Origin of the sequence: Pseudomonas sp. TH39(2020) (assembly GCF_016650715.1) — a bacterium.
Classification (GTDB): Bacteria; Pseudomonadota; Gammaproteobacteria; order Pseudomonadales; family Pseudomonadaceae; genus Aquipseudomonas; species Aquipseudomonas mandelii_C.
The window spans coordinates 506,273-532,786 of sequence record NZ_JAEKFF010000008.1; the positions used below are offsets into that span (position 1 = coordinate 506,273).

Genomic DNA, 26,514 nt, shown 5'->3' on the forward strand with positions numbered 1-26,514 from the left:
GGAGATAACAATGAATAAAACCATTTCTCGTCGTAGCGGAGGTCAGATTTTGGTGGATGCCTTACGCATCCATGGCGTCAAAAGAGCTTTTTGTGTTCCGGGAGAAAGCTACCTCGCGGTTCTCGATGCATTGCATGACGTGCAAGAAGAAATCGATCTGGTGGTGTGCCGCCAGGAAGGTGGGGCGGCCTATATGGCAGAAGCCTACGGCAAGCTCACTGGAGAGCCGGGCATCTGCTTCGTGACCCGAGGCCCGGGTGCTACAAACGCCTCGGTTGGCGTTCACACCGCGTTCCAGGATTCATCGCCGATGATTCTGTTCATTGGCCAGGTCGCTCGCGATCAGCAGTATCGCGAAGCCTTTCAGGAAGTTGATTTTCGCCAGATGTTTGGCCCCTTGGCGAAATGGGTCGTGCAAATAGACGACACCCGCAGAATTCCCGAACTGATCAGCCAGGCGTTCCACCGAGCGGTCAATGGCAGGCCTGGGCCTGTAGTGGTCGCACTGCCGGAAGACATGCTGACCGAAATGGCGGAAGTCAGTGATGCCGGGCCTTTCAAACGCGTATTGATGACCCCGGCAGCCGAGCAAATGGTCGCCATGCAGCAACTGCTGGAGCAATCAGAGCGTCCATTGATGGTGCTGGGTGGCAGTGGTTGGGATACCGAGTCAGTGCACGACATCCGGCTTTTTGCTGAACAGCAAAACATCCCGGTTGCCGCCTCCTTTCGCTGCCAGGACCTGTTCGACAATCGACACCCGAACTATGTCGGTGATCTTGGTTTCGCCGCGTCAGCGCAGCTGTCCTCAGCGGTAAAAAACGCCGACCTGTTGTTGGTCGTGGGCTCCAGAATGGGTGAGGTTTCAACGGGCGGATATGCGGCCTTGGACATCCCTGTACCGAAGCAAACCTTGATCCATGTTCACCAAGGCATCGAGGAATTGGGACGGGTTTACCAACCTGAGCTGGCGATAAACAGCAGCATGTCGACCTTTGCCAAATCAGCCGCAAAACTTCCGGCGGTGAGCAGCCAAATAAAGAGTGAATGGACGCGCACCCTGAACAAAAACTACCGCGAAAATCTGCAACACTCGCCCTCCCCTGGCGATGTGCAAATGGCCGAAATCATAGAGTGGTTGAATCGCAGTCTTCCGGACGACGCGATCCTGACCAATGGCGCCGGAAACTACGCCGTCTGGCTTCAACGCTTCTATCAGTTCCGCCAATACCGCACTCAGTTAGGCCCTACCAATGGCTCCATGGGCTACGGCGTTCCTGCGGCGGTGGCCGCCAAACTGACGTGCCCGGACAGAGTGGTGGTTTCGTTTTCCGGGGATGGCTGCTTCTTGATGAACGGTCAGGAGATAGCGACCGCAGCGCAATACGGCGCCAATGTGATTTTCATTGTGATCAACAACGGAATGTACGGAACCATCAGAATGCATCAGGAACGCAATTACCCTGGACGCGTGTCAGGCACTGAATTGCACAACCCGGATTTCGCCGCACTGGCCCAAGCCTATGGACTGCATGGCGAGGTGGTCACCGCCACGTCGGAATTTGCCCCAGCGTTTGAACGCTGCCTTGGTATGTCCCGGCCATCCTTGATTGAGGTCAGAGTCGACCCTGAGGCATTGACCCCTCGACTTAGCCTGACTCAGATCAGAGAACAATCAAGCAACAAGTGAGCGGTAGTTTCTTCTGTTTTGGGCGCCTGGTTCACGCTGTAAAAGGCGCCTTTTTTTAGTTCTACCCTCCCACACAATGGTTCGCCTGCCCGCTACTGAATTGACAGCGGTGCGTTACCACCCTGCGAAAACCCATGGATTGCTGCTTGTGACTCGTGAGTTCATCGACCTGTCCCATCAACAACAGCAGTCGATGAATGCCCTGAAGGCCTTTTATCGCAAACGCCAAGAACAATACCAACAGGGCCTGAACAGCATGCATCCGCAAAGACAAACCCTGCACAACGAACTGCACGCGCGCCCGTCACTGTATTTCGACGAGCCGGCCCATGTGTTTCATCTGGCTTTTCTCGGCGGGGAACCGGAGTGCAATGCGCTGCTGGAGCACTGCTGCCCTGCTCCGATCGATCCTCATGCCGCCCAGGGCATCACCCAACTCGATGGCCACGCCCTGAAATGGGAACGCCACGCCGAGTTCTTCACCCTGACCCTGGTGGTCACTTCATCCTGCGATGACTTGTCCTGGACATCGCTGCCCGAAGTGCTGGCACAAAAGGTCGAAGCGCATTTGCCGCAGCTGATCAACTCGGTGCAGATCGTCGTGCGTGGAGAGTCCGGCCTGGACCTCGCCGACTACGGTTTCAAGGACCCGTGCGGTTCCTGCGTGGGGGGTGGCGATGCGGTGGTCTGGAGCGATTTTCGTCTCAGCGAGGATGGCAACAACCACATCCTGTTCATCAACCGCCGCCTCAACGCTTACCGCCAAGGGCGGATGATCCGCCGTCTGCTGGAAATCGAGACCTATCGCATGATGGCCTCGCTGTCGTTGACCACAGCCAAGACCTTGAGCGCGCAACTTGATGTCTTTGACAAGACCTTGGTCACCCTCTCCGAGCGTAACGCCGACGCCGACAGCGGCAACGCGAAAGCCCTGCTGGCGGACATCTCCAACCTGTCAGCCCAAGTGGTCAGCAGTACCGCGAAAACCCGCCACCGCTTCAGTGCCACCCAGGCCTATGCCCAACTCGTGTACGAGCGCCTGGGCGAATTGCGGGAAAGTCACGTAGGCGATTGCCAACGCCTCGGGGTGTTCATCGAACGCCGCTTCAAACCCACCGTCAGGTACTGCACCGCCACCGAACAACGCCTGGAGCACCTGGCAAAAAGCGTGGCCAACCTGGGCGACCTGTTGCAAGCCCGGGTACAGGTGGAAATGGAAGAACAGAACTCGGAAATTCTCAAAAGCCTGAACGCCCGCGCCGATGCACAGATCAAGATCCAGCGTGCCGTGGAAGGTCTGTCGATTATCGCCATTACTTACTACCTGCTGAACCTGCTCAAGCTTGGCTACTCAGGGTTGCACCTGCTCGGCGCCGAGGTGGCCCCGCGAGAGGCGATGCTAGCCATGACGCCTCTCGCGATCGCGATCCTTGCGCTGATTATTTTCCGCATCAAGAAAGTCAAAGAGCACTGATGCGGTGAATCGCCGGGGGAATTGCTGGGACACTCAGCCACTTCTTGATGCATCGGTACAACTGGGTTCGACCCCATCAATTCAATGGTGGGCTGGCGCCAGCTCGGGCCGAAGAAAAACTTAACGTCGTGTCCGGGATTAGTTGACCACTACAAAGTATTTAACGGGGTGACGACGTCAGCGCTTGAAGGAGAGACATTAAGAAAGGCATTCCAGAGCTCGTAAGCATCGTGATGCCGTTTGGTCGCCTCTTCCCATTCTGGTCCTGAAACACACTTGGAAGAGACCAGCGTCATCATGCCCATCGTTGCGGCGTCCAGCTCGATCAGGAATGCGTGAGACTGGATTCTGAAGTCTTCGACCGATGGCATTACATGTTCCCCCGGCGGATTACACCGCTATTAAGGAGCGACTGCTCCTCGGACGGTGGAGTATCGACAGGAGGGAGAATTCAGGCAGCCTGACCGCCGGTACGTTTCATTGCCCAAACTGATCGACGCCGACAAAAAATCTCGAACTCAAGCCATGGCATTGAATCCAATGTTCAGGTCAATGGAGGTTAGCGATATGAACAACGATGACAGTGTTAACGACGTCGATTCAGATGCAGCGTCAGATGCAGCGTCAAATGCCGAAAGAGATCTTGAGGACAAGGACCCTGACGCCAAAGGTATCGATCAGACCAATACGCCCTCTTCAACTCGAACCAGGGAGCAGGAAGCTGAGGAGCTCAGTCGGAAAATAGCTGAGATAGAACGCAAAGTGGCAGACGGTAACTAGCCCGATGCTTGACGCTGGCTGGCGTCAAAAGCGGCCATGGACGTGGGTCGAGTTGGCCGCTTTTTAACCTTGTTGGGGCGCGTAACCGTTGCAAGTGCCTGTGAGGCTTTGACGTCAACTCATCCAGTTTCCACCGTCGACGTTGTAGGTCTGAGCCACCACGTATTCACTCTCGGACGACGCGAGGAATATGGCCATTCCCGTCAGGTCATCAGCAGTCCCCATCCGTCCGAAAGGCACCTCTTGACCCACGAGCCTTTTCTTTTCGCCCAATGGTCGATTCTCGTATTGAGCGAACATCGCATCGACGCCATCCCAGTGCTCGCCGTCTACCACGCCTGGCGCGATGGCATTCACATTGATCCCGTGCTTGATCAGATCCAGACCTGCTGATTGTGTAAGGCTGATCACTGCCGCTTTCGTCGCGCAATACACACCCACCAGAGCTTCCCCTCTGCGACCTGCCTGGCTGGCCATGTTGATGATTTTGCCGCCATTCCCTTGCCTGATCATCTGACGAGCCGCTGCCTGGAGGGTGAACAATGTTCCTGCAACATTGATCGAAAACAAACGCTCGAAGCTGTCGCGGGTGATGTCGACTATGGGCGCGAGATCGAATAATGCGGCGTTGTTGATCAGGATATCCAACTTGCCTGTCTGTGAAATCACAGCTGCAATCGCATCATCGATAGACGCTTGGTCGGTCACGTCCATCTCGACAGCGTAAGCGTTTGGTCCGAGTTCGGCAGCCGTGGCCCGGGCGCGCTCAAGGTTGATGTCAGCGATGGCTACCGTCGCCCCTTCATTAACATAGGCCTGAGCAAAAGAACGGCCGATGCCTCGGGCGGATCCGGTGACAAGCGCGCTTTTACCTTCTAGTCGTTTCATTGAGTGTTCATCCGTTTTCTTGAATGTCGGGTACGCCCAACCGAGGGCATTGAGAGGATTAAGATCAGGCGGCGCGACGCACCAACGGGGCGACAGCCTTGCCGTGTTCATCGAACAAATGGCAATGCGCAACGTCCAGCGCGACCCACCGCTGCTCTCCATAAGCGACGTCGCAGTCGCCATTGACTCGCACGGTGAGTGCTTCACCGGACTTGGCGACGACGTGGCAGAAGGTGTCACTGCCCAGGCGTTCGGTGACGTCCGTGGTAATGGGCAGTTGCCCTTGATCATCCAGGCTGAGGTGTTCGGGACGTATTCCCACGGTGACCTCGTTGCCCTTGCCCAATGTGCTTCCATCACGAGGGATCAGCAGACGTCGACCGGAGGCCAGTTCGACCTCTACGCCCTGATGGCTGTTGGCAACCACGGTGGCCTTGAGAAAGCCCATTTTCGGGGTGCCCAAAAAACCTGCTACGAACAGATTGGCCGGTTGGTGATAAAGCTCGAGCGGCGAGCCAATCTGCTCGATACGACCGCCGTTGAGCACCACCACCTTGGTGGCGAGCGTCATGGCTTCGACCTGATCATGAGTCACGTAGATCATCGTGGCCTGCAGTTCTTTATGCAGCCGGGATAGCTCCAGACGCATCTGCACCCGTAGAGCGGCGTCGAGGTTGGACAGTGGCTCGTCGAACAAAAAGATCTTGGGGTTACGCACGATGGCGCGACCGATAGCCACGCGTTGACGCTGGCCGCCGGACAGTTGCTTCGGCTTGCGCTCCAGCAGGCGTTCCAGCTCCAGGATCCGTGCAGCCTCAGTCACCTTGCGCTCGACGTCCTGCTTGTTATCACCCGCCAGATCCAGCGCGAAGGACATGTTCTTGCGCACCGTCATGTGCGGGTACAGGGCGTACGTCTGGAACACCATCGCCAGGTCACGCTTGGCCGGGCTGACTTCGGTGATGTCGCGGCCATCGAGTTCGATGGTGCCGCCGCTGACTTCTTCCAGGCCGGCGATCAGTCGCAGCAAGGTGGATTTGCCGCAGCCCGACGGGCCGACGAACACCACGAACTCGCGGTCGTTCACTTCCAGGTCGATGCCTTTGATGATGGAAAAGCCTTCGAAGCCTTTTTGCAGATTCTTGATTTTCAGGTTGGCCATGATGATGGGCCTCCACTTGTTGTTATTCAGTTGAGCCGTGCGGGCTTTTTTGTGGGAGTGAGCCTGCTCGCGATGAGGCCGTGTCAGTCAACATCACTGTTGAATGACACTCCGCCATCGCGAGCAGGCTCGCTCCCACAGTGGATCGCGTTGAGTCGGCGATCTTCATTTCACGGCGCCGAACGACAGGCCGCGGACCAACTGTTTCTGGCTGATCCAGCCGAAGATCAGGATGGGCGCGCAGGCCAGCGTCGACACCGCCGACAACTTGGCCCAGAACAGACCTTCGGGACTGGAGTAGGAGGCGATCAACGCGGTCAGCGGCGCGGCTTTCGACGAAGTCAGGTTCAAGGACCAGAACGCCTCGTTCCAGCACAGGATCAGCGACAACAGTACCGTGGACGCCAGGCCGCCCTTGGCGATCGGCAGCAGCACCCGGACCATTTCCTGCCACAGCGTGGCACCGTCGAGGCGCGCGGCTTCGAGGATGTCCTTGGGGATGTCTTTGAAGTAGGTGTAAATCATCCAGACCACGATCGGCAGGTTGATCAGCGTGTAGATCACGATCAGCGCGATGCGCGTATCGAGCAGGCCGAAACTTTTGGCCAGCAGGTAGATCGGCATCAGTACGCCCACCGGCGGCAGCATCTTGGTGGAGAGCATCCACAGCAACGTGCCTTTGGTGCGCTTGGTTTCGTAGAACGCCATCGAGTAGGCCGCCGGCACCGCGATCAGCAGGCACAGGGCCGTGGCGCTGAACGAAATCACCACCGAGTTCCAGGCGAAACTGAAGTAATCGCTGCGCTCGTTGATGTGCAGGTAGTTCTCCAGCGTGGGCGTGAAGAGGAACTGTGGCGGCGTGGCGAAGGCGTCGATTTCGGTTTTGAAACTGGTCATCACCATCCAGAAGATCGGGAAGAAGATCAGGATCGCGATGGCCCAGGCCAGGGTGCCGAGCAGCAGGCTTTGCAGACGGCGGGATTGTTGAAGGGTCATGGCGCAGGCCTCAGGCTTTGTCTGTCAGGTTTTTGCCGATCATGCGCACCAGCACGATGGCCGCGATGTTGGCGATCACCACCGCGATCAAGCCACCGGCGGACGCCATGCCGACGTCGAACTGCACCAGCGCCTGGTTGTAGATCAGGTAGGCGAGGTTGGTCGAGGCGTAGCCGGGGCCGCCGTTGGTGGTGGTGAAGATTTCGGCGAACACCGAGAGCAGGAAGATGGTTTCGATCATCACCACGACGGCAATCGGCCGTGCCAGGTGCGGCAAGGTCAGGTGCCAGAAAATCGCGATCGGCCCGGCACCGTCGAGGCGCGCGGCTTCTTTCTGTTCCTGGTCGAGGGACTGCATGGCGGTCATCAGGATCAGGATCGCGAACGGCAGCCATTGCCAGGACACGATGATGATGATCGACAGCAGCGGGTAGTGCGCCAGCCAGTCCACCGGCTGCGCGCCGAACAGCTTCCAGACGTAGGCGAGGATCCCCGAGACCGGGTGGAAAATCAGGTTCTTCCAGATCAGCGCACCGACGGTGGGCATGATGAAAAACGGCGAGATCAGCATCACCCGCACGATACCGCGACCGAGAAACTCACTGGCCTCCAGCAGCGCACTGATCAACACGCCAAACACCACGCTGATCAGCAGCACGCTGCCGACCAGCAACAAGGTGTTGGTGGCGCCGGGCAGGAAACCCGAGTCGCTGAGGAAGTAGCTGAAGTTCTCAAGTCCCACGAACGCGTTTTCACCGGGGTAGAGCAGGTTGTAGCGGATCAGCGAGAAGTAAACAGTCATGCCCAGTGGCACGATCATCCACAGCAGCAACAACGCCACCGAGGGGCTGACCAGAAACCAGCCGGGGTTGGCCAACCGGCTTTTACGCACCGGTTGGGGAATGTCCATGTGAGCTTTGGCAGTTGAAATATTCATGGCGATAGAACCAATTAAGAACAGGTGCATGAAGATCAAATGTGGGAGCGACGGTGCGGCGATCCGACCTGCTCGCGAAGAGGCCGGTACATCCGATGCCTCTTTGACGATTGGAACATCGCTTTCGCGAGCAGGCTCGCTCCCACAATAGGTTGCGGATTACTTGGGGTAACCGGCGCGCTTCATTTCACGTTCGGTGGAGGTCTGTGCGGCGGCGAGGGCTTGATCAACCGACATCTGCCCGGTGAGCGCCGCCGAAAACAGTTTCCCTACAGACGTGCCGATCGCCTGGAATTCGGGAATGGTCACGTACTGGATGCCAACGTAAGGAACAGCCTTGATCGATGGGTGCGCAGGATCGGCGTGCTGCATCATCTGCAAGGTCACTTGCGCGAACGGTGCGGCCTTCAAATAGGCCTCGTTGTAGGTGGACTGCCGAGTGCCTGGCGGCACGTTGGTGATGCCGTCTGTTTTAGCGACAAGTTGAATGTATTCTTTTGACGTTGCCCACGTGATAAAGGCCTTTGCTATGTCTTTGTGCTTGGAGGTTGCCGGTATCGCCAGCGACCACGCATACAGCCATGACGAACCTTTGTCGGTGACCTCAGTCGGTGCAGGCGCAAAGCCCACGCTGTCGACAACCTTGCTCTGCTCTTTATCGGTGGTGAACGAGCCCGCGACGCTGGCATCCACCCAGATTGCGCATTTACCGCTGTTGAACAGCGCGAGGGTTTCGTTGAAACCATTGCTCGACACGCCTGGCGGCCCAAACTTCTTGAGCGTATCAACGTAGAAATGCGCCGCTGCTGTCCACTCCGGGCTGGACAGTTCCGGCTGCCACTTTTCATCAAACCAACGGGCACCAAAGGCGTTGGCCATGGTGCTCATCAGCGCAATGTTCTCACCCCAACCGGCCTTGCCACGCAGGCACATGCCGTACTGCCCTTTGTCAGGCTGGTGTAGCCTGGAGGCAAATTCGCCGAGCTGCGTCCAGGTCGGGTGCTCCGGCATGCTCAGGCCTGCTTGCTTGAACAGATCGGTGCGGTAATAGGTGATCGTGCTTTCACCATAGAAAGGCAAGGCGTAGAGCGTGTTGTTAACTGACAGGCCTTGGCGTACCGAAGGGAAGATGTCTTCCAGGTCGTACTCCGGTGGCAGCCCCGTGATCGGCTCGAGCCAACTCTTGGCGCCCCAAAGCGGCGTTTCATAGGTACCAATCGTCAGCACATCAAACTGTCCACCCTGAGTGGCGATGTCGGTGGTCAGGCGTTGACGCAGGACGTTTTCTTCCAGCACCACCCAATTGAGCTTCACATCAGGATGCTGCTGTTCAAACACTTTGGAGAGCCGCTGCATCCGGATCATGTCGCCATTGTTGACGGTGGCAATGGTCACTGTTTCAGCGGCTTGACTGACAAGGGCGAAGGATAGGCCAGCGGAAAGGAAAAGCGCTTTCGGGATGTTCATCGTAGTGCTCTCCGCTCCGCGCCTTGGACGACGGGAGCTATTATTTTTGTTTGTTAACCACCGCTGATCAAATACGTCTGACCGGCAATGGTGGACGACTGGATTACAACAGCTTAAAAAAGCCCGGACAAACGCGTAGCGGATGCTCATCTGATACTTTTTTAACCGAGCGCGGCATAGCGGCCCGAGATCAAAAAAGTATCAGTTGCAGGCAATACGTGAGCTAGCAGGTGCCGGACGAGTAGGCGTATGTTGGTCGCATTCGAAGAACAAAAAAGGGGCATGAGATGCCTGATTCCCGAGCAGCCCTGTTTGAGCAGCGACCCGCCGAGCTGGAGGTCATTCTTCCAGAGCCCGATCATTGCTTTCGCTGGTACGAACACGATTACCCCTACTCCCTGGCTCGCTGGAACCATCACCCTGAATTCGAAATCCATCTGATCCGCCAGGGCAGCGGCAAGCTCGTCGCGGGCGATTACATCGGTGCGTTCGGTGCAGGTCACGTGGCGCTCATCGGCCCCGACCTTCCCCATGACTGGATAGGCGATCTCGCGCCAGGTGAATACCTGGCGGGGCGCGATGTGGTGCTGCAGTTTGATGGCGCAGCCATTCTGGCCTTACGCGCAACGATGCCTGAGCTGGGCGAGCTGCAACACCTGTTCGAACAAGCACGTCGCGGCCTGGAATTCACCGGGGCAACGGCGGCACAGGCAGCACGACTGCTGGAGGACATAGGCCCGGCGCAAGGGCTCGAGCGTTTGATTCTGTTCCTGCAATTGATCAACGCGCTGATGAAAGCACCCTCGCCTGACGTTCACTTGCTCGCCAGCGCGTGCTACGCGCCCACCCTGGATGCCCGCAGTTCCGAGCGCATCAACAAGGCATTTGACTATCTACTGACTGAGCTCACAGGCGACATTCGCCTGTCGGTTATCGCTCAGCGCCTGGAGATGAGCGAGCCCGGTTTTTCGCGTTTCTTCAAAAGGATTACCGGCCACGGCTTCATCGATCTCATGCGCAAGCTCAGGGTTCAGCGCGCGTGCAGGCTGTTGCTGCAAACGGAGATGTCAGTGGCGGACATCTGCTTTGAGGTTGGCTATGAAAACCTGTCCAACTTCAACAGGCACTTTCGCATCGAAATGGAACAGACACCCAGCGAATATCGTCGCGAAACGGCGATGACGATGTTCAACCGCAACGGTGCTCACCCCTCCCTGCCTTTCACCAGAACCCATTGAGTGAGTGATGCCCGGCGGTCGACGCTGATCAGCCAGCAGTAATCGCTCTGAGAAATATTGAGGAAATGACCATGGTATTGCCTCGCGCAGTCGTATTTGGCGAAGCCCTGACCGACCTTGTCCAAGGCATCCCCGGACAATGGAAAGGCTATCCAGGCGGCGCGCCCTGGAACGTTGCACGAGCGCTGAGTCGCTTGGGCGTCAGCAGCGCTTTCGCAGGCTCTATCAGCACGGACTCCCTGGGCGACGAGATCGCCAGGCAGTCAGAGGCGGCAGGTCTGGACGGGCGATTTATCCAACGAGTAGACCGAGATCCGTTGGTGGCCATCGTTCCATCGAGCCGTCCTCCACGCTATTTTTTTGCTGGAGATGCCGATCAGTTTTTCGACCCGGGTCTGATGCCGGAAGGATGGATTGACCATGCCCAGGTGTGCCATTTCAGCTGTATCAGCCTGGCTCGTCAGCCGATTGGAGACAGATTGGTAAAAATCGCTCAGCTGGCCAAAGGAGTGGGTAAACGGATTAGCTATGACCCGAACTGGCGTAATTTGATGGACAGCCGTTATCGGCAGCAGACGTTCCCGACGATGACCGCCCTGGCCGACATGATTAAACTTTCCGACGAAGACCTCCGGCACATTTATCCGGGGCTGACCGAACACCAGGCATTGGACGAGCTTCGCGCACTCAATCCAGTGGCTGAAATCCTGTTTACCCGAGGTGAACACGGCATGGTTCTCTATACCCCCGACAGGCGGTACGAGCAGCCGGCTATAGCCGTAGACGTCGCAGATACCGTAGGTGCAGGTGACGCTTGCATGGCCGGCTGGCTGGCATCGGAGTTGCTCGGAATGACCGACTTGGCGGATCGCCTGCGATTTTCATCAGCCTGCGCATCCCTCTCCTGCCGCCATGCCGGGGCCCATGCTCCGACGTTGGTCGATGTTAAAGGGTTACTTAATGCGCCATAATCTTGAAGACACGCCGCTCCTTTACTACTGTAATTTGCATTGACATTGGACGGGGCTGGACCGGGTTCCGGTGCTACGCTTTCATTTCCTGATAGAGAACGAAGCGATGTCCACCGAACTCTCAACCCCCGGACTCACGACTGTAGCCATGAAACGGATCCTGATCGGTGGTATCACCGTAGCGATTATCGGCACGATGACGTATGGATTTTTCCAGTGGAAAACCGTCGAAAGCCAAAAACACGAGATGCTGTGCGGGCAGGCCAAGCAGACGCTGAAAGGCGTGGAAATCCGGGCGCGGGCGTTGGCTGCCGGACTGTCTGTAGAAGACTATGGCAAGGCTGAAGAACACGAAGTGGCGACACTCATTGGTGCGCTCGACGCCGCCAAGAGCGACGCTGAGGTCGACTCGGTCATAGAGGCTCATGCTGCCACCATAGAAGCAGAGGGTGCGGCTATTGACGCTCAGGTTGATACCCGAGGCGATCAGACATTCCTCGAGCAACGACTGGTGAAACAGCGGATACCGGTCGACGTCAAACAAGAACTGCAACGCGCCGCGAAGGCCGTTAGCGTCATGTGCAGCTAGTGTTCAACAATGCCCTACCCCACGGCCCCAAGTAATAGTTCTGGATATCCTCGCGCGCGGCCAACTCGGCAATATCGCCAATCTTGACCTCCCCGCGTTCCGCCCCGGAAAACCCGGAGCACATGATGTTCGGGGCACATCAGCACCTGTTTATCGCTGAGTCCATCGGGGAGCGGGCACAGGTTGGCCAACGCATCCGGCACCCGTACGAACCTCAACCTGCTCCCGGTTTGCGGACGGGAGGTTGATCATGGTCAATACTTAGAGACTGGATGTACGTCGCACGAGCCGCACGTCGGGCGGCTAATCCACGGGAGGTTCGTCATGTCTGGTCAATCCCGCTTCATGCTGGTTGCATCACCGCTGATGGAACACAGCCCTGCTTTCGACAGGGCCGCTGCACTGGCCAAGGCCGAAGACGCCGCGCTGCACATCGTCGCCTTCGATTACCTTGAAGGCCTGGCGACCGCCAGTCTGGTCAACGAAAAAGCCCTGGAACAGATGCGCGTGGGCTACGTCGAGCGCCACCGCCAATGGCTTGAGGAACAGGCCCGCCCCTTGCGCAAGATCGGGGTCCACGTCACCACCGAAGTGGCCTGGGTCGAACGCCCATTGGAGGAAATTCTGATTCACCTCAAAGAGCAGCCGATGGATGTGCTGATCAAGGCGCTGGAGCACGAATCGCTGCTGTCGCGGCTGATGTTTACCCCGCTCGATGTGCACTTGTTGCGCGAATGCCCGGTGCCGCTGCATTTCGTCAGCCACGCCATGCACGCCTTGCCGCGAAAGATCGTCGCGGCGGTCGACCCCTTTCATCGCGATGACCATTACAAAACCTTCAACGACCGGATCCTTCACGAGGCGGCGAAACTGGCGAGCGCCTGTAATGCCGAGCTCGATGTGGTCTACGCCTATGACCTTTCATCCATCAGCGCCGACGAATTCGGCTTCGACAACGGTTCGGCGTTCTTCTCATCGGGGAAGGCCAAGACCGTATTCGATTACCAGGAGGATGCCTTCAACGACCTGGCCGAGCGCAACGGCATCGCGCCGGAGCAGCGGCACATGATCATGGGCAACCCGGCCAAGGTCCTCACCCGCTATGCCGATGCCTATGACGTTGACGTGATTGTCATGGGCCGGATCGGCCATCGCGGCATGGGCCGGCTGATCGGCAGTACGGTGGAGCATCTGCTGTACAAAATGCCGTGCAGCGTTTGGGTGGTGTACACCGAGCGGCTGGATGAATAATTGATCTACCGGACACCACAAACCCCTGTGGGAGCGAGCTTGCTCGCGATGGCGGACTTTCAGTCAACATCGATGTTGAATGTAAGGTCCTCATCGCGAGCAGGCTCGCTCCCACAGGGGGGTTGTGTTGGCAGTTCAGCGCCGGGTGATGACTACTTCCAGGTATTCACTCGGCACCACCAGCGATTTTTCTCCCGCTCTGTTCATGCGATTGATCAGTTCGGTCATGTCGTTTTCCAGCGCTTTGGCGCCTTCAGGAGGCAGTGCCGCGAAGGCTTTGTGGACCGGGCCGTACCAGGTGCGGAACGTGTCGATGAAATGCGCGGCCGAGCGGTAACGGAAGTTGAAGGTCTTGCGCGTCACCTGGAGCAGAAAGTCACGTTCGTCGAACTGCGTGTGCAGCCAGGCTTCAGTGCCCCAGTTCGAAGGCGGTTGTGCCCCCGGCGGTGGCGGCGGCAGGTGGCGACCGAGGGTCTTGAACATCTGGCCGACAAACCCTTCGGGCGTCCAGTTCGCCAGGCCGATCCGCCCTCCGGGACGACAAACCCGCGCCAGCTCCGCGGCGGCCTTGGGTTGGTCCGGCGTAAACATCACCCCGAAGGTCGAAAGCACGGCATCGAAGCTGGCATCCTCGAACGGCAAGGCTTCAGCGTCAGCCACTTGAAACGTGACTTCCAGGCGTTCCGCCCTGGCCCGGTCTTCGCCGCGTTCCAGCAGCGTGGCCACGTAGTCGGTCGACGTGACATGGCAACCACGGCGCGCGGCAGCGAGCGTCGCGTTACCGTTGCCGGCGGCCACGTCGAGCACGCGTTCATCGCAAAGCAGGTCGCAGGCCTCGGCCAGTTGCTCGCCGACGATCTGCAAGGTGGTGCCGATCACGGCATAGTCGCCGCTGGCCCAAGAGGCCATCTGACGGTTTTTCAAGGCAGAAAGATCAATGGGTGTACTCATGAATTCCGCTCCGTTGCGGGTTGGAACGCAACCCGGCTTACTCGGCCGTGGTGGGATCGATGATGGCCGTGACCTGGGAAATGCGGTTGGCCGGGAAACCGCTCTGCCTGGCGTGTTCCTTGATCAACTCTTCGTTGGGCGCGATGTACACGCAGTAGAGCTTGTCACCGGTGACATAACTCTGCTGCCACTGCACTTCTGGCAAGTCGCGCAACGTCCTGCAGGACTTTTGCGAAGCCGCTTTCAAATCCCTTTCTGACAGTGTTCCAGCACCCGGAATCTCGCGTTCTATAACGAACTTAGGCATGGCAACCTCTCATTCTTGTTATTGATGACAGGGTCGGCAGACCCTGTGTGCCAACTATCGCGCCGGGCAACGCTGGCGTCCTGCCCGATCGTCGGCCAACCCTGTCCGATCGTCCGGAGATTTCGCGTTACGCGGCGACAGGGTCACAATCAAAAGCCGCCCCGCCAACACGGGAAAACCACCATGGATGCCTTGTCACAGACGCTGCGCGTCGTCCGCCTGGTCGGCGCGATTTTCATCAATGCCAGGTTTACTGCACCCTGGTGCTACCAATCGCCGAGCGCCGACACGGCGGCGCCGTTTCTGGAACCCGGCGCCGAACGCGTGGTGATCTTCCACTTGATCACCGAAGGCGAATGTTATGTCGAACTGGGTGATGATCCCCCGCTCCTGCTGACGGCCGGCGATGTGGTGGTTTTCCCTCAGGGAGATGCCCATCGCATGAGCTCACAACCTGGGCTCGCGCCTGCCACCGGTGCACGGCTGGACGTGGTGCTGGCGCGCCGTCCACGGCAATTGAGCTATGGCGGTGGCGGCGCAGTAACGCGTCTGGTATGCGGCTATCTGGCCTGCGATACCCGCCTGGCCGGGATGTTGCTGACCGGGTTGCCGGCGGTGGTCCGGGTCAATGTGCGCGGCTCGAATGCCGGTATCTGGCTGGAATCGTCGGTCCGTTATGCGCTGGCCGAAGCGCGCTCGCCCCGCCCCGGCGGCGAAGGTGTGCTGGCGAAACTGGCCGAGGTGTTGTTCATCGAGGTGCTGCGCCTGCACATGCACGAACAAGGCGAAGGTCGTACCGGTTGGCTGGCGGGTGTGGGCGACCGGATTGTCGGCGCCGCCCTCAACGCGTTGCACAAAAAACCGTGTCACGCCTGGACGCTGGATGAACTGGCGCGCACTGCCGGCACGTCAAGATCGGTGTTGGCGGAGCGCTTCCAGCAACTGGTGGGGAGTTCGCCAATGCAGTACCTGACGCAATGGCGCATGTTGCTGGCGGCCAACCTGTTACGCAGCAGTAACAGTTCGTTGATGCGGATTGCCGAAGAGGTGGGCTACCAGACCGACACGGCGTTCAGTCGGGCGTTTCGTCGAGAGTATGGAGCGCCGCCAGCGGCGTGGCGGCGCAGTCAGGAGAAAAAACCAATGGCCCACCGCGTGCAGCCTGTGAGCCATTGATTTGAAGCATTACGCAGCGGGTGCTTTAGCCTCTTCCAGCAACTGCTGGATCACTTTCTCCTGAGTCTCGTAGCTGCCTTCACCAAAGTGGGTGTAACGCACCTGCCCCTTGGCATCGATCAAGTAGTGAGCCGGCCAGTACTGGTTGTCGAAATTGCGCCAGATCGCATAGTTGTTGTCGATCGCCACCGGGTAGGTAATGCCGAGCTTTTTCACCTGATCCTTGACGTTGTCGATGATGCGCTCGAAACCGTACTCAGGCGTGTGCACGCCGATCACCACCAGGCCATCCTTCTCGTATTTCTTCGCCCAGTCCTTCACGTAGGGCAAAGTGTGCTGGCAGTTGATGCAGTCGAAGGTCCAGAAGTCCACCAGCACCACTTTGCCTTTCAGGGACTCGTTGGTCAGGGCTGGCGAGTTAAGCCATTGCACTGCGCCGGCAATGGACGGCATGGCGCCTTTGGCGTTGTCCATGGACGCGTCTGCGTTGACCTTGCTGACTAAGTAATCGACGATTTTCGGTACGGTTTCCAACACCCCCTTCTCAATGCTGCTGACGCCTTCGGACGAAGTGCCAGCCAGCAGTGTTTTGTCGGCACCGGTGGAAATCACCGCCGCAGCCGCCAGCACCGCAACCCCCGTACCACGACGCAGCCAACCGGTGACCGGAATCGACGACTTCAAGCGATTGACCAGGCCGCGACCGGCGAAGATCAAAGTGCCCAGGGACAATGCGCTGCCCAGGCCGTACGCCACCAGCAACAGGCTGGTTTGAGCGTTTGCGCCTTGCAGCATGGCGCCCGTGAGGATGACCCCGAGGATCGGCCCGGCGCACGGTGCCCAAAGCAGACCGGTAGCAACACCGATCATGACCGAACTCAACGGGCCGGACATTTTGCGAGTGTCCGGATCGAGGCGGTTGCCCAACGCCACGAAGGGACGGGCCAGCCAGTCACCGACGCGGGCGGAAATCAGCGACAGGGCGAACAGCACCATCACGATCAGCGCTACGTGGCGACCGGTGTTATTGGCGTGAACCACCCACTCGCTGCTGACCACGGCCAGGCTGGAGATCAGGGCGAAGGTCAGGACCATGCCGCCGAGGGTGAGCAGGATCGAGGAACGTGTGCGTTTAACACCGGCGAACAGGAACGGCACGACCGGGAGGATGCAAGGGCTGAGGACGGTCAATATGCCGCCCAGGAAAGCGATGAGAAACATGAGATCACCTTTGAATATAGAGAGGGCGACACACCACACATCCCTGTGGGAGCGAGCCTGCTCGCGAAGAGGCCATCACATTCAACATTTTCGTTGACTGACACCCCGCTTTCGCGAGCAGGCTCGCTCCCACACTGGAATTGTGGTGTTCACAAAACCTTGTCTGGGCCTCAGACCGTCTGGTTTTCCAGCTGCTGGCCCTGCGGCGTACGGTTCGAACCATCCTCTGCCAGAAAAGCGCTCCCACCCTTCTCCGCCACCGGCGTCAGCTGGAAGCAAGTCGCGCTGCCGCAGCTTTTTTGTTCCACAGCAGCGTTGGCATGGGCAGCGGCGCCAGCCGCGGAGAAGGCAATGGCAGTCAAAAAGCGGGTAACGTTATTCATGATGTGCTTCCTGTTTCAATTGGGATGGGCAATGGGTCAGCGCAGGACTCAGTTGTCCGAGTTGCAGCCATCAGCCAATTTGCGATAGTCCAGAACCTGGGTTTTGTTATGAGAATCCAGGTAAGTCAGCTGGGCATCCACAACCCCACAGGAAGTCGAGGCGTCCTGTTTCAGCGACACCACTTTCTTGATGTCCAGGTTTGTGCCGTAGGTGTAGGTTTTAGCGGTGACATCGGCTTCGGCGCGGGCCGACAAGGTGCAGATGTTCAGGGCGGCAAACAGGCAAGCGGCGTAGACGGCTTTGGTGTTCATGGTGGTTTCCTCAAGGCTTCAATAGGTCAATCGTTGATTGGGCCGAGGCGGTTTGATTTGCCTCGATGGAACCTATTAGAAGCCCGCGAGGTATCTCGACTGTGTCGGGAACAGGCGCGTGTAAATCGGTACGTATCAGAACCGGGCCGGGATACAGAGCGATACAAAAGCCCTGAAAATGGGTGTTTTTGCGTCCACGTGTATCCGCCGACAGGCCAGATACACTGCAATACAAAGGACTGCGGGCGAGCGGGCCAAGGCTCGATAGACTGCGCGACATCCCCATCTACAGAGGCCTGGCCAAATGGAACACGTCGATCACATTCTCATCGTGGACGATGACCGCGAGATCCGGGAACTGGTAGGCAACTACCTCAAGAAAAACGGCCTGCGCACCACCGTCGTGGCGGATGGACGGCAAATGCGCACGTTCCTGGAGTCCACGCCGGTGGACCTGATCGTGCTCGACATCATGATGCCGGGCGACGATGGCCTGATGCTGTGCCGTGAGTTGCGCGCCGGCAAACACAAGGCCACGCCAGTGCTGATGCTCACCGCGCGTAACGATGAAACCGACCGCATCATCGGCCTGGAAATGGGTGCCGATGATTACCTGGTCAAGCCGTTCGCCGCCCGTGAACTGCTCGCCCGAATCAACGCCGTATTGCGCCGCACGCGGATGCTGCCACCCAACCTGGTGGTCACCGAAAGCGGTCGCTTGCTGGCCTTCGGGCGCTGGCGTCTGGACACCTCGGCCCGGCACCTGCTCGATGAGGACGGCACGATGGTCGCGCTCAGTGGCGCGGAATATCGGTTACTGCGGGTGTTCCTCGATCATCCTCAGCGGGTGCTCAATCGCGATCAATTGCTGAACCTGACCCAAGGCCGCGATGCCGACCTGTTCGACCGTTCCATCGACTTGCTGGTCAGCCGCTTGCGCCAGCGCTTGCTGGACGATGCCCGCGAACCGGCCTACATCAAAACCGTGCGCAGCGAAGGCTATGTGTTTTCGCTGCCGGTGGAAGTCCTCGGGGCGCCCTCATGAACCTCTCGATGCGCTGGCCTCGCACCCTCGCCTCGCGGCTGTCGCTGATCTTCCTGATCGGCTTGATTCTCGCGCAGGCGCTGTCCTTCGGCGCGCAGTACTACGAGCGATACGAAAGCACGAAGAACACCATGCTGGGCAATCTGGAAACCGACGTCTCGACCTCCATCGCCATCCTCGACCGTTTGCCGGCCGAAGAACGCATGAGCTGGCTGCAACAACTGAATCGACGTAACTATCGCTATTTGTTGAACGAAGGCTCGCCGGGCGTGCCCATGAGCGATTCACCCATAGCGATGACTTCGATCAAAGAGGCCATCGGCAAGGATTACCCGATGACGGTGACCGACATCCCCGGGCCGGATAAACATTTTCAGGTCCACCTGAAACTGGCGGACGGCAGCCCGGTAACCATCGACGTGCGACCCTCGATGGTGCCGTTGTCGCCGTGGTTACCCATCGTGTTGCTGGGGCAACTGGCACTGATGCTCATCTGCACCTGGCTGGCCGTGAGAATCGCCATCCGCCCCCTGACCCGCCTGGCTCAGGCGGTGGAGACCCTGGACCCCAACACCCACGCGGTGCACCTGGACGAAAAAGGCCCGACCGAAGTCGCGCACGCCGCCATGGCCTTCAATTCGATGCAGGCGCGCATCGCCGCTTACCTCAAGGAACGCATGCAACTGCTGGCGGCGATTTCCCACGACCTGCAAACCCCGATCACCCGCATGAAACTGCGTGCCGAATTCATGGACGACTCCGCCGAGAAAGACAAACTCTGGAATGATCTTGGCGAGATAGAACACCTGGTGCGCGAAGGCGTGGCCTATGCCCGCAGCGTTCATGGCGCCACCGAGGAAAGTCGCCGCACCAATCTGGATTCGTTCCTCGACAGCCTGGTGTTCGACTATCAGGACATGGGCAAAGACGTTCAGCTGGGCGGTAAAAGTGACGCGGTGATCAATACCCGGCCGCACGCCTTGCGGCGGGTGCTGGTGAACCTGACGGACAACGCGCTGAAGTTCGCCGGCGCCGCCGAATTGAGGGTGGAAGCGAAGGCTGACGGCAGTTTGTCGGTGAAGGTGATGGACCGCGGGCCAGGGATTGCCGAGGAAGAATTGGCTCAGGTGATGGAACCGTTTTATCGCGTGGAGAACTCACGTAACCGCAGTACCGGCGGGACCGGGTTGGGGTTGGCGATTGCACAGCAGTTGGCGTTGGCGATCGGGGGATCGTTGACGTTGAGTAATCGTGAGGGAGGTGGGTTGTGCGCGGAGCTCAAATTACCGGCTGCATGATCGTTCCCACGCTCTGCGTGGGAATGCCTCAAGGGACGCTCCGCGTTCCAGCTCTGGAAAGGGACGCGGAGCGTCCCGGGCTGCATTTCCACGCGGAGCGTGGGAACGATCAGTACGGCGTCAGGCCGGGTAATTGGCGCGCAGGGCTTCGAGGCCGCCTTGGTAGATACCGGTAAACAGCGCCACCACTTCCTCGTCACTCACACCGACAGGTGCAAACCGCCCGGACCACGTCACTCGCGCGCCCTGCCCCTGCGCTTCAACACTGATAGTCGCCAGATAGTCAGTAGCCGGAAACGGCGCCTGCAAAATCGAATAACTGTAAGTCTTTCCAGCGTTATCAAACGCCTCCAACCGCTCAACCACCACCGCCCCATCCGCCGTTTGCAGGCTACGCACCCGGCCGCCTTCACTCAGCTCGCTTTGGGGAATGAACGGCAGCCAGTCCGGCAGCGAGTTAAAGCCGCCAATCAATTGCCAAACCTGGTCGGCGGTCGCCGGGATATCAATAAACGCTGATGCAGTTGCCATGAAATGTTCTCTCTTAATCAATAAGGTTCAGATCGCCATGCTGTCGACAACACCGCCGTCGACCCGCAAAGCCGCGCCAGTAGTGGCCGAAGACAGCGGCGAGGCAATATAAGCCACCAGGTTGGCGACCTCCTCGACATCCGCCACGCGCTGGATGATCGAGGTCGGCCGGGCCTTGCGCACGAAGGCGTCGGCTTCTTCCCGAACGCTGCGCCCCGATTTGGCTGTGGCGTCTTTGAGCATCTGCTCCAGGCCATCGGTCAGCGTCGGGCCAGGCAGGATCGAATTGACCGTAACCCCGGTGCCCGCCAACCGCTTGGCCAAACCATGGGACACCGCCAGGTTGGCGCTTTTGGTCACGCCATAATTGAGCATGTCGGCCGGTGTCGCGACCCCGGATTCCGAGGACAGGAAAATCACCCGCCCCCAACCCTGCTTGACCATGTCTGGCACGTAATGCCGTGACAGGCGCACGCCGGAGATCACGTTGACCTCATAAAAACGCGTCCACTCGCTGTCCGGTGTGTCGAAGAAATCCACATCGTTGAAGATCCCGAGGTTGTTCACCAGGATGTCCGCCCGTGGTTCGGCAGCGAACAACACCTCGGCACCTTCGGCCGTGCCCAAGTCAGCGGTCAAACCACGCAACTGCGCGTCCGGCACGCTCTGGCGAATGCTCGCCAGCGCCTGTTCGACTTTGGCCGTCTCACGGCCGATCACCACCACCGTGGCGCCGGATTCGGCCAGCGCCTTGCTGATGCCCAGGCCAATGCCGGCGGTGCTGCCGCTGACAATGGCGAGTTTTCCACTCAGATCGATTTTCATGCTCAACCTCCAATAATCGGCAATGGCGCACGTTCGGACACCAGTTTCGCGTCGCGCATCGCCTGCCAGAAAGCAGCGGGAATGACAGCCGTCATCGCCGCAACGTCTTCAGCAATCCGGTCAGGACGGCTGGAACCTGGAATCACCGCCGCCACGGCCGGGTTAGCCAACGAAAACTGCAACGCAGCTGCCTTGATGTCGACACCATGCGCGGCAGCAATTCGCTTGATGTGCTCGACTTTATTGATGATCGCCGGGCTGGCTTTCTGGTACTCGAAGTGTGTGCCACCGGCCAGAATGCCCGAGCTGTAAGGACCACCGACCACGATCTCGACGTTCTGCGCCAACGCGGCGTCCATCAGACGTTGCAAAGCACGGTCGTGGTCGAGCAGCGTGTAGCGACCCGCCAGCAGAAAACCGTCCGGCTGGGCTTCGGTCAAATCCAGGGTCAGCTCGCACGGCTCAACCTTGTTCACACCCAGGCCCCAGCCCTTGATCACGCCTTCTTCGCGCAAGCGGGTCAGCACTTTGAAAGCGCCGGTGCGGGCCTGGTTGAAGTATTCCAGCCATTGATCGCCATAGAAGTCCTGGGCGATGTCATGTACCCAGACGATGTCCAGACGATCGGTTTGCAGACGCTTGAGGCTGTCTTCGATGGAGCGCATCGTCGCGTCGGCGCTGTAGTCGTTGACGATCTTGTTCGGGCGACCGTGTTCGAACACTCCGCTTTTTTCGCCCAAGTCACGGGCCGCGGCGTCTTCGACTTCATCGAGAATCACTCGGCCGACTTTGCTGCTGAGTACATAGTCGTCGCGGTTGTACTGGGCCAACGCGGCGCCCAGACGAATTTCCGACAGGCCCGAGCCGTAAAACGGCGCGGTGTCAAAGTAACGCACACCGGCATCCCAAGCGGCGTGCACGGTGGCCAGCGCCTCGTCTTCAGGAATCGCGCGGAACATGTTGCCCAATGGGGCGGTACCAAATCCCAGCGCGCCGGGCAGTTTGTCTTTCAAGCTCATGGGTGAATCCTCTTGAGTGTCAGAGGTCAGCTGATGTGACCGATGAGCAGATCCTAGATTGCGATGATCGGACCGTCCAAGACATAATGCGCACCACTTGAGTCTCTATAGGTCTGACATGATCGACATTCGCCAATTGCGCTACTTCGTCGCTGTCGCCGAAGAAGAACACGTCGGTCGCGCCGCCGAACGCCTGCACATTTCCCAATCACCCCTGAGCCGGCAGATCGCCCAACTCGAAGAACGCCTGGGCCTGACCCTGTTCGAGCGTAGCCAGCAGCGCATTCGTCTGACCCGCGACGGCCAGACTTTTCTGGCTGAAACCCGTGCCCTGCTGACCCACGCCAATCGCCTGGAATCCCTGGGCAAGCGCCTCGGTCGTGGCGAAGAAGGCGGCTTGTGCATCGGCTACATCGAAAACGCCATGCACGCCGGCGTCTTGCCCAATGCCTTGCGGGTGCTGCGGGTCGACCGGCCGAACGTGCACGTCGCGCTGTACAACCTCAATTCCGCCGAACAACTCGAAGGCCTGCGTCAGCGTAGTCTGGATATCGCACTGGTCAGCGAACCGCCCGTCGCCGACGACCCGGACCTGCTGGGTTTTCAGGTGCTGGACGATCCGATGCTGCTGGCCTTGCCCGAACATCATCCTTTAGCGAACCACACAGCACTGACCCCGGCAGACCTGGCCGATCAGGAATGGATCGGCGTGCAACCCCGCCAAGACGCCGCCAGTCGCGACGACTTCGTCAGCGCCTGCATTCGCGCCGGTTTCACCCCGGACATCCGCATGGAAGCCACCGAACCTTTCACCGCGTTGGGATTAGTGGCGTCGGGGTTGGGCATCGCGATGATCCAGAAAGGCTTGAGCCGCAACGCACCACCCGGCGTGGTGCTGCGGGAAGTGCCATGGATTTCCTTCACCACACCGCTGTGGGCCGCGTGGCACCGGATCAATTTGCGACCGTTGGTGGAGACGTTCAGGAAAGTGCTGACGGAACCAGGCCCGCTATGATCGTTGATCGTTCCCACGCTCTGCGTGGGAATGCAGCCCGGGACGCTCCGCGTCCCTTTCTAAAGCTGGAACGCGAAGCGTCCCTTGAGGCATTCCCACGCGGGAGCGTGGGAATGATCAACCGGCTCGCTAAACAGGGTTTGGTGCTTTACTGAAAAGACCCCGAAATCCTGCGAGTAACCCCGCATGAACCGCAACGACCTGCGCCGCGTCGATATGAACCTGCTGGTGATTTTCGAAACCCTGATGTTCGAAAAGAACCTGACCCGGGCCGGGGAGAAGCTGTTTCTCGGTCAGCCCGCCGTCAGTGCCTCACTGGCCAAGTTGCGCGACCTGTTCGACGACCCGCTGCTGGTGCGTAACGGTCGGGTGCTGGAGCCGACCCAGCGGGCGTTGGCGATTCTCAAGGAGTTGCAGCCGGCGATGGACACCATCTCCGGCGCGGTCAGCCGGGCCAAGGATTTCGACCCGTCTACCAGCCGCGATGTGTTTCGTATCGGCTTGTCCGACGACGCCGAGTTCGGCCTGTTTCCGCCGCTGCTCAAGCAAATACGCGAAGAGGCGCAGAACATTGTGGTAGTGGTGCGGCGGGTGAATTTTCTGCTGATGTCGTCGATGCTCTCCAGCGGGGAGATTTCCGTCGGGATCAGCTACACCACGGAACTGCCGGCCAACGCCAAGCGCAAGAAGTTGCGTGACCTGAGCGTCAAGATCCTGCGCGGCGACAATCGTCCCGGCACCCTGACGCTGGATGAATACTGCGAACGTCCGCACGCGCTGGTGTCGTTTTCCGGGGATTTGACCGGTGCCATCGACAATGACCTTGCGCGCATCGGCCGCTCACGCCGGGTGGTGCTGGCGGTGCCGCAATTCGCCGGCCTGCGCGCCTTGCTGGCCGGCACCGATTTGCTGGCTACGGTGCCAGACTACGCGGCGTGCGCGCTGATCGAAGGCAGCAGCCAGTTGCGTGCCGACGACCCGCCGTTTGACATCGTACTGTCCGAACTGTCCATGGTCTGGAACGGCGTTAACGATAACGATCCGGCAGAACGTTGGTTGCGCTCGCGAATTTCCCAACACATGTCGGCGCCGCTGCCGGGGCATTGACCGATTGGAAAGCAGCAGGGTCGGTCTCACGCAGGTATACCGGCAGGTCAGTGACCGGAGGCATGACCGGGATCTCGAAATACATCTGGATCACCCAACCGCGGTGATAACTGGCGTGATTGACCACATGCATCAGTATCGCGCCGGCGCTCATGATGCCGCTTTCCCCCGAGACAAAGCTGAACTCGACGGGTTTATCCAGCGAAGCATCGGTCTGCCGTTCGCTCCAGTCGCAGTACCAGTGATCGATGTCCTTTTGCGCCAGGCGCAGCTCGGCGAGGTCGGGATGCAGCAGATCATGTGAAGTTTTAAAGCCGTGCCCTCGGCCTTCGAGGTGGGCCCGCCAGATGCAGTCCACCACGTAGATGTGGTTCAGGGTGCCGATCATGTTCTTGAACACCGACACGCGCTCTTTATTGACCTCACCCGGAGGCAGTGCGGCCAGGCTGTCAAAGAGGCGTTGATTGGCCCAGCGTTTGTAATCGGCAAGCATGCGGGCAGTGCGTACGTTAATCATCGCAGGTCTCCCATTGTGATGGGCGCACTGCAAAGCATAGCCCTCAGGGCGAACGGCATTGCAAACGCTGATTACCGGTCACCTCGCCGTAACACGGACTGTGTAGCAGCTGCCGAGCCTGCGAGGCTGCGTTCGGCTGCGAAGCAGTCGTGAATCCTGTGCACGCGGTTCATCTGAGACACCGCAGCGTATGGTTTAGCGACGGCTTCGCCGCCGAACGCAGCCTCGCGTTGCTCGGCAGCTGCTACAAAGAATGCGGAGTCAGATGGTCCACCACCCGATCAGCCAGCGCGAGGCAACTGGTCAAGCCCGGTGACTCGATTCCAAACAGGTTCACCAGCCCCGGCACACCATGCTCGGCCGGACCACTGATGACAAAGTCGGCCGCTGGCTCGGTCGGCCCGGTGATTTTCGGGCGGATACCGCTGTAGGCCGGTTGCAGGCTGTTATCAGGTAATGCCGGCCAGTAGCGCCGGATCGCCTGATAGAACCCGTTGGCTCGGCGTGGATCCACACGATAATCGACCTGATCGACCCATTCGACGTCCGGCCCGAAGCGCGCCTGGCCGCCCAGGTCCAGCGTCATGTGCACGCCCAGCCCCGCACTTTCCGGTGCCGGATACACCAGATGCCGGAACGGCGCCCGGCCGCTGAAACTGAAATAGCTGCCCTTGCACAATCGTGCCTCGGGAACATGCTGCGACGACAATCCTTCAATCCGGCTCGCCACCTCAGGCGCAAACAATCCGGCGCAATTGATCAACTCGCGGCAACTCAATGCCATCGGTTGGGCGCCGCCCATTTGCAGATCAAAACCTTGCTCGGTGCAACGGGACGACGCCAGTGGCGTATGAAAAACCAGCGACGTGCCGCTGGCCTCGGCATCTGCCTGAAGCGCCAACATCAGGGCATGGGAATCGACAATCCCGGTGGACGGCGACCAGAGCGCAGCAACGCAGGACACTGCCGGTTCAAGTTCCCGCGCCTGTCCGGCATCAAGCCATTGCAGGTCATCAACGCCATTGCGCCGGCCCTGCGCCAGCAACTTCTGCAAGGCTGCGCACTGACCGTCATCGGTGGCCACGATCAGCTTGCCCAGGCGCTGGTAATCAACGCCGCGTTCATCGCAATAGGCGTAAAGGCGTTGCTTGCCCTCCACGCACACTTGCGCCTTGAGGCTGCCGCTCGGGTAGTAAATGCCGGCGTGGATCACTTCCGAGTTGCGCGAACTGATGCCCACGCCGATGCCCTCGCCCGCCTCGACCAGGATCACTTCCCGCCCGCTGCGAGCCAGGGCTCTGGCGACCGCCAGCCCGACCACTCCGGCCCCGACCACCACGCATTCGATATCGACGCTCACCTGC

Annotated in this window: 28 protein-coding genes and 1 pseudogene; 12 read left to right on the forward strand and 17 right to left on the reverse strand. The window is 59.2% G+C overall.

Features of this window, described 5'->3' with window-relative positions; genetic code table 11:
- The first annotated feature begins 10 nt into the window (after nucleotides 1–10).
- Nucleotides 11–1,690, forward strand: a complete 1,680-nt coding sequence (locus JFU47_RS30625; protein WP_201188531.1) for a thiamine pyrophosphate-binding protein — start codon at nucleotides 11–13, stop codon at nucleotides 1,688–1,690.
- A 256-nt stretch (nucleotides 1,691–1,946) separates the two neighbouring features.
- Complete coding sequence (locus tag JFU47_RS30630) at nucleotides 1,947–3,164, forward strand: DUF3422 domain-containing protein (protein WP_201188532.1); 1,218 nt, start codon at nucleotides 1,947–1,949, stop codon at nucleotides 3,162–3,164.
- A gap of 149 nt (nucleotides 3,165–3,313) precedes the next feature.
- Here JFU47_RS30630 and JFU47_RS30635 read toward each other — a convergent pair whose 3' ends face one another.
- On the reverse strand, nucleotides 3,314–3,535 hold the full coding sequence (locus JFU47_RS30635) for a hypothetical protein (protein ID WP_201187980.1): 222 nt from the start codon (nucleotides 3,533–3,535) through the stop codon (nucleotides 3,314–3,316).
- Nucleotides 3,536–3,731: 196 nt separating this feature from the next.
- On the opposite strand from JFU47_RS30635, the gene JFU47_RS30640 reads away from it, so the two are divergent.
- Nucleotides 3,732–3,944: a hypothetical protein gene (locus JFU47_RS30640; RefSeq protein ID WP_201187982.1), complete on the forward strand. Its 213-nt coding sequence runs from the start codon at nucleotides 3,732–3,734 to the stop codon at nucleotides 3,942–3,944.
- A 114-nt stretch (nucleotides 3,945–4,058) separates the two neighbouring features.
- Here JFU47_RS30640 and JFU47_RS30645 read toward each other — a convergent pair whose 3' ends face one another.
- The 5 genes from JFU47_RS30645 to JFU47_RS30665 form a co-directional block, all read right to left on the reverse strand.
- The gene (locus JFU47_RS30645; RefSeq protein ID WP_140895384.1) at nucleotides 4,059–4,832 is read right to left on the reverse strand and encodes an L-iditol 2-dehydrogenase; all 774 of its coding nucleotides are present in this window, start codon (nucleotides 4,830–4,832) and stop codon (nucleotides 4,059–4,061) included.
- Nucleotides 4,833–4,896: 64 nt separating this feature from the next.
- Entirely contained in the window at nucleotides 4,897–5,994 is a 1,098-nt protein-coding gene (locus JFU47_RS30650) for an ABC transporter ATP-binding protein (protein ID WP_201187984.1), read from the reverse strand.
- Between the two features lie 165 nt (nucleotides 5,995–6,159).
- Nucleotides 6,160–6,990, reverse strand: a complete 831-nt coding sequence (locus JFU47_RS30655) for a carbohydrate ABC transporter permease (protein WP_111450004.1) — start codon at nucleotides 6,988–6,990, stop codon at nucleotides 6,160–6,162.
- Nucleotides 6,991–7,000: 10 nt separating this feature from the next.
- Nucleotides 7,001–7,927, reverse strand: coding sequence for a carbohydrate ABC transporter permease (locus JFU47_RS30660; RefSeq protein ID WP_024164558.1), 927 nt, complete (start codon nucleotides 7,925–7,927; stop codon nucleotides 7,001–7,003).
- A 159-nt stretch (nucleotides 7,928–8,086) separates the two neighbouring features.
- Nucleotides 8,087–9,394 carry an ABC transporter substrate-binding protein gene (locus JFU47_RS30665; RefSeq protein ID WP_201188533.1) on the reverse strand — a complete coding sequence of 436 codons (1,308 nt, stop codon included), beginning with the start codon at nucleotides 9,392–9,394 and terminating at the stop codon, nucleotides 8,087–8,089.
- A 287-nt stretch (nucleotides 9,395–9,681) separates the two neighbouring features.
- Between JFU47_RS30665 and JFU47_RS30670 the strand changes: the two genes are divergently transcribed.
- The 3 genes from JFU47_RS30670 to JFU47_RS30680 all read left to right on the forward strand — a co-directional run bounded on the left by JFU47_RS30670 (nucleotide 9,682) and on the right by JFU47_RS30680 (nucleotide 12,192).
- Nucleotides 9,682–10,632: an AraC family transcriptional regulator gene (locus JFU47_RS30670; RefSeq protein ID WP_140892911.1), complete on the forward strand. Its 951-nt coding sequence runs from the start codon at nucleotides 9,682–9,684 to the stop codon at nucleotides 10,630–10,632.
- A 71-nt stretch (nucleotides 10,633–10,703) separates the two neighbouring features.
- Nucleotides 10,704–11,603, forward strand: a complete 900-nt coding sequence (locus JFU47_RS30675) for a carbohydrate kinase family protein (RefSeq protein ID WP_201187986.1) — start codon at nucleotides 10,704–10,706, stop codon at nucleotides 11,601–11,603.
- Nucleotides 11,604–11,751: 148 nt separating this feature from the next.
- On the forward strand, nucleotides 11,752–12,192 hold the full coding sequence (locus JFU47_RS30680; protein WP_201187988.1) for a hypothetical protein: 441 nt from the start codon (nucleotides 11,752–11,754) through the stop codon (nucleotides 12,190–12,192).
- Between the two features lie 16 nt (nucleotides 12,193–12,208).
- Here JFU47_RS30680 and JFU47_RS33205 read toward each other — a convergent pair.
- Nucleotides 12,209–12,419, reverse strand: a pseudogene (locus JFU47_RS33205) (hypothetical protein); the annotation flags it as partial.
- 97 nt (nucleotides 12,420–12,516) lie between these two features.
- On the opposite strand from JFU47_RS33205, the gene JFU47_RS30685 reads away from it, so the two are divergent.
- On the forward strand, nucleotides 12,517–13,443 hold the full coding sequence (locus tag JFU47_RS30685) for a universal stress protein (protein ID WP_201187989.1): 927 nt from the start codon (nucleotides 12,517–12,519) through the stop codon (nucleotides 13,441–13,443).
- A 135-nt stretch (nucleotides 13,444–13,578) separates the two neighbouring features.
- On the opposite strand, the gene JFU47_RS30690 is transcribed toward JFU47_RS30685, so the two are convergent.
- Both JFU47_RS30690 and JFU47_RS30695 read right to left on the reverse strand, forming a co-directional pair.
- The gene (locus tag JFU47_RS30690) at nucleotides 13,579–14,394 is read right to left on the reverse strand and encodes a class I SAM-dependent methyltransferase (RefSeq protein ID WP_201187991.1); all 816 of its coding nucleotides are present in this window, start codon (nucleotides 14,392–14,394) and stop codon (nucleotides 13,579–13,581) included.
- A 37-nt stretch (nucleotides 14,395–14,431) separates the two neighbouring features.
- Entirely contained in the window at nucleotides 14,432–14,701 is a 270-nt protein-coding gene (locus JFU47_RS30695; RefSeq protein ID WP_033060295.1) for a DUF4242 domain-containing protein, read from the reverse strand.
- 183 nt (nucleotides 14,702–14,884) lie between these two features.
- Between JFU47_RS30695 and JFU47_RS30700 the strand changes: the two genes are divergently transcribed.
- On the forward strand, nucleotides 14,885–15,877 hold the full coding sequence (locus JFU47_RS30700; RefSeq protein WP_201187992.1) for an AraC family transcriptional regulator: 993 nt from the start codon (nucleotides 14,885–14,887) through the stop codon (nucleotides 15,875–15,877).
- Between the two features lie 9 nt (nucleotides 15,878–15,886).
- On the opposite strand, the gene JFU47_RS30705 is transcribed toward JFU47_RS30700, so the two are convergent.
- The 3 genes from JFU47_RS30705 to JFU47_RS30715 all read right to left on the reverse strand — a co-directional run bounded on the left by JFU47_RS30705 (nucleotide 15,887) and on the right by JFU47_RS30715 (nucleotide 17,793).
- Nucleotides 15,887–17,098 carry a cytochrome c biogenesis protein DipZ gene (locus JFU47_RS30705; RefSeq protein WP_201187994.1) on the reverse strand — a complete coding sequence of 404 codons (1,212 nt, stop codon included), beginning with the start codon at nucleotides 17,096–17,098 and terminating at the stop codon, nucleotides 15,887–15,889.
- Nucleotides 17,099–17,268: 170 nt separating this feature from the next.
- Nucleotides 17,269–17,481 (reverse strand): hypothetical protein, encoded by a 213-nt coding sequence (locus JFU47_RS30710; protein WP_201187996.1) that lies wholly within the window; start codon nucleotides 17,479–17,481, stop codon nucleotides 17,269–17,271.
- A gap of 48 nt (nucleotides 17,482–17,529) precedes the next feature.
- Complete coding sequence (locus JFU47_RS30715) at nucleotides 17,530–17,793, reverse strand: DUF2790 domain-containing protein (RefSeq protein WP_140683745.1); 264 nt, start codon at nucleotides 17,791–17,793, stop codon at nucleotides 17,530–17,532.
- A 304-nt stretch (nucleotides 17,794–18,097) separates the two neighbouring features.
- Between JFU47_RS30715 and JFU47_RS30720 the strand changes: the two genes are divergently transcribed.
- Both JFU47_RS30720 and JFU47_RS30725 read left to right on the forward strand, forming a co-directional pair.
- Entirely contained in the window at nucleotides 18,098–18,838 is a 741-nt protein-coding gene (locus tag JFU47_RS30720) for a response regulator (protein ID WP_033060285.1), read from the forward strand.
- On the forward strand, nucleotides 18,835–20,136 hold the full coding sequence (locus JFU47_RS30725) for a sensor histidine kinase (protein ID WP_201187999.1): 1,302 nt from the start codon (nucleotides 18,835–18,837) through the stop codon (nucleotides 20,134–20,136). The genes JFU47_RS30720 and JFU47_RS30725 overlap by 4 nt, the downstream gene beginning before the upstream one ends.
- Before the next feature lie 120 nt (nucleotides 20,137–20,256).
- On the opposite strand, the gene JFU47_RS30730 is transcribed toward JFU47_RS30725, so the two are convergent.
- The 3 genes from JFU47_RS30730 to JFU47_RS30740 are packed head-to-tail and all read right to left on the reverse strand — an operon-like array spanning nucleotide 20,257 to nucleotide 22,511.
- On the reverse strand, nucleotides 20,257–20,667 hold the full coding sequence (locus JFU47_RS30730) for an SRPBCC family protein (RefSeq protein WP_201188001.1): 411 nt from the start codon (nucleotides 20,665–20,667) through the stop codon (nucleotides 20,257–20,259).
- Nucleotides 20,668–20,694: 27 nt separating this feature from the next.
- The gene (locus tag JFU47_RS30735; protein ID WP_201188003.1) at nucleotides 20,695–21,492 is read right to left on the reverse strand and encodes an SDR family NAD(P)-dependent oxidoreductase; all 798 of its coding nucleotides are present in this window, start codon (nucleotides 21,490–21,492) and stop codon (nucleotides 20,695–20,697) included.
- 2 nt (nucleotides 21,493–21,494) lie between these two features.
- Nucleotides 21,495–22,511 (reverse strand): aldo/keto reductase, encoded by a 1,017-nt coding sequence (locus JFU47_RS30740; protein WP_201188005.1) that lies wholly within the window; start codon nucleotides 22,509–22,511, stop codon nucleotides 21,495–21,497.
- A gap of 118 nt (nucleotides 22,512–22,629) precedes the next feature.
- Here JFU47_RS30740 and JFU47_RS30745 point away from each other — a divergent pair, with 118 nt between their 5' ends.
- Complete coding sequence (locus tag JFU47_RS30745) at nucleotides 22,630–23,526, forward strand: LysR substrate-binding domain-containing protein (RefSeq protein ID WP_201188007.1); 897 nt, start codon at nucleotides 22,630–22,632, stop codon at nucleotides 23,524–23,526.
- Between the two features lie 186 nt (nucleotides 23,527–23,712).
- On the forward strand, nucleotides 23,713–24,633 hold the full coding sequence (locus tag JFU47_RS30750; protein ID WP_201188009.1) for a LysR substrate-binding domain-containing protein: 921 nt from the start codon (nucleotides 23,713–23,715) through the stop codon (nucleotides 24,631–24,633).
- Here the strand turns inward: JFU47_RS30750 and JFU47_RS30755 are convergent.
- Both JFU47_RS30755 and JFU47_RS30760 read right to left on the reverse strand, forming a co-directional pair.
- Complete coding sequence (locus JFU47_RS30755) at nucleotides 24,554–25,150, reverse strand: DinB family protein (protein ID WP_123366452.1); 597 nt, start codon at nucleotides 25,148–25,150, stop codon at nucleotides 24,554–24,556. The genes JFU47_RS30750 and JFU47_RS30755 overlap by 80 nt on opposite strands.
- A 244-nt stretch (nucleotides 25,151–25,394) precedes the next feature.
- A complete protein-coding gene (locus JFU47_RS30760) occupies nucleotides 25,395–26,510 on the reverse strand; it encodes an FAD-dependent oxidoreductase (RefSeq protein ID WP_201188011.1) in 1,116 nt (371 codons plus the stop codon).
- Nucleotides 26,511–26,514 lie beyond the last annotated feature (4 nt).

Bases quoted from the DNA above. Each gene is read 5' to 3' on its own strand.
- JFU47_RS30625 (WP_201188531.1), top strand. From the start codon at position 11: ATGAATAAAACCATTTCTCGTCGTAGCGGAGGTCAGATTTTGGTGGAT.
- JFU47_RS30630 (WP_201188532.1), top strand. From the start codon at position 1,947: ATGCATCCGCAAAGACAAACCCTGCACAACGAACTGCACGCGCGCCCG.
- JFU47_RS30635 (WP_201187980.1), bottom strand. From the start codon at position 3,535: ATGCCATCGGTCGAAGACTTCAGAATCCAGTCTCACGCATTCCTGATC.
- JFU47_RS30640 (WP_201187982.1), top strand. From the start codon at position 3,732: ATGAACAACGATGACAGTGTTAACGACGTCGATTCAGATGCAGCGTCA.
- JFU47_RS30645 (WP_140895384.1), bottom strand. From the start codon at position 4,832: ATGAAACGACTAGAAGGTAAAAGCGCGCTTGTCACCGGATCCGCCCGA.
- JFU47_RS30650 (WP_201187984.1), bottom strand. From the start codon at position 5,994: ATGGCCAACCTGAAAATCAAGAATCTGCAAAAAGGCTTCGAAGGCTTT.
- JFU47_RS30655 (WP_111450004.1), bottom strand. From the start codon at position 6,990: ATGACCCTTCAACAATCCCGCCGTCTGCAAAGCCTGCTGCTCGGCACC.
- JFU47_RS30660 (WP_024164558.1), bottom strand. From the start codon at position 7,927: ATGAATATTTCAACTGCCAAAGCTCACATGGACATTCCCCAACCGGTG.
- JFU47_RS30665 (WP_201188533.1), bottom strand. From the start codon at position 9,394: ATGAACATCCCGAAAGCGCTTTTCCTTTCCGCTGGCCTATCCTTCGCC.
- JFU47_RS30670 (WP_140892911.1), top strand. From the start codon at position 9,682: ATGCCTGATTCCCGAGCAGCCCTGTTTGAGCAGCGACCCGCCGAGCTG.
- JFU47_RS30675 (WP_201187986.1), top strand. From the start codon at position 10,704: ATGGTATTGCCTCGCGCAGTCGTATTTGGCGAAGCCCTGACCGACCTT.
- JFU47_RS30680 (WP_201187988.1), top strand. From the start codon at position 11,752: ATGAAACGGATCCTGATCGGTGGTATCACCGTAGCGATTATCGGCACG.
- JFU47_RS30685 (WP_201187989.1), top strand. From the start codon at position 12,517: ATGTCTGGTCAATCCCGCTTCATGCTGGTTGCATCACCGCTGATGGAA.
- JFU47_RS30690 (WP_201187991.1), bottom strand. From the start codon at position 14,394: ATGAGTACACCCATTGATCTTTCTGCCTTGAAAAACCGTCAGATGGCC.
- JFU47_RS30695 (WP_033060295.1), bottom strand. From the start codon at position 14,701: ATGCCTAAGTTCGTTATAGAACGCGAGATTCCGGGTGCTGGAACACTG.
- JFU47_RS30700 (WP_201187992.1), top strand. From the start codon at position 14,885: ATGGATGCCTTGTCACAGACGCTGCGCGTCGTCCGCCTGGTCGGCGCG.
- JFU47_RS30705 (WP_201187994.1), bottom strand. From the start codon at position 17,098: ATGTTTCTCATCGCTTTCCTGGGCGGCATATTGACCGTCCTCAGCCCT.
- JFU47_RS30710 (WP_201187996.1), bottom strand. From the start codon at position 17,481: ATGAATAACGTTACCCGCTTTTTGACTGCCATTGCCTTCTCCGCGGCT.
- JFU47_RS30715 (WP_140683745.1), bottom strand. From the start codon at position 17,793: ATGAACACCAAAGCCGTCTACGCCGCTTGCCTGTTTGCCGCCCTGAAC.
- JFU47_RS30720 (WP_033060285.1), top strand. From the start codon at position 18,098: ATGGAACACGTCGATCACATTCTCATCGTGGACGATGACCGCGAGATC.
- JFU47_RS30725 (WP_201187999.1), top strand. From the start codon at position 18,835: ATGAACCTCTCGATGCGCTGGCCTCGCACCCTCGCCTCGCGGCTGTCG.
- JFU47_RS30730 (WP_201188001.1), bottom strand. From the start codon at position 20,667: ATGGCAACTGCATCAGCGTTTATTGATATCCCGGCGACCGCCGACCAG.
- JFU47_RS30735 (WP_201188003.1), bottom strand. From the start codon at position 21,492: ATGAAAATCGATCTGAGTGGAAAACTCGCCATTGTCAGCGGCAGCACC.
- JFU47_RS30740 (WP_201188005.1), bottom strand. From the start codon at position 22,511: ATGAGCTTGAAAGACAAACTGCCCGGCGCGCTGGGATTTGGTACCGCC.
- JFU47_RS30745 (WP_201188007.1), top strand. From the start codon at position 22,630: ATGATCGACATTCGCCAATTGCGCTACTTCGTCGCTGTCGCCGAAGAA.
- JFU47_RS30750 (WP_201188009.1), top strand. From the start codon at position 23,713: ATGAACCGCAACGACCTGCGCCGCGTCGATATGAACCTGCTGGTGATT.
- JFU47_RS30755 (WP_123366452.1), bottom strand. From the start codon at position 25,150: ATGATTAACGTACGCACTGCCCGCATGCTTGCCGATTACAAACGCTGG.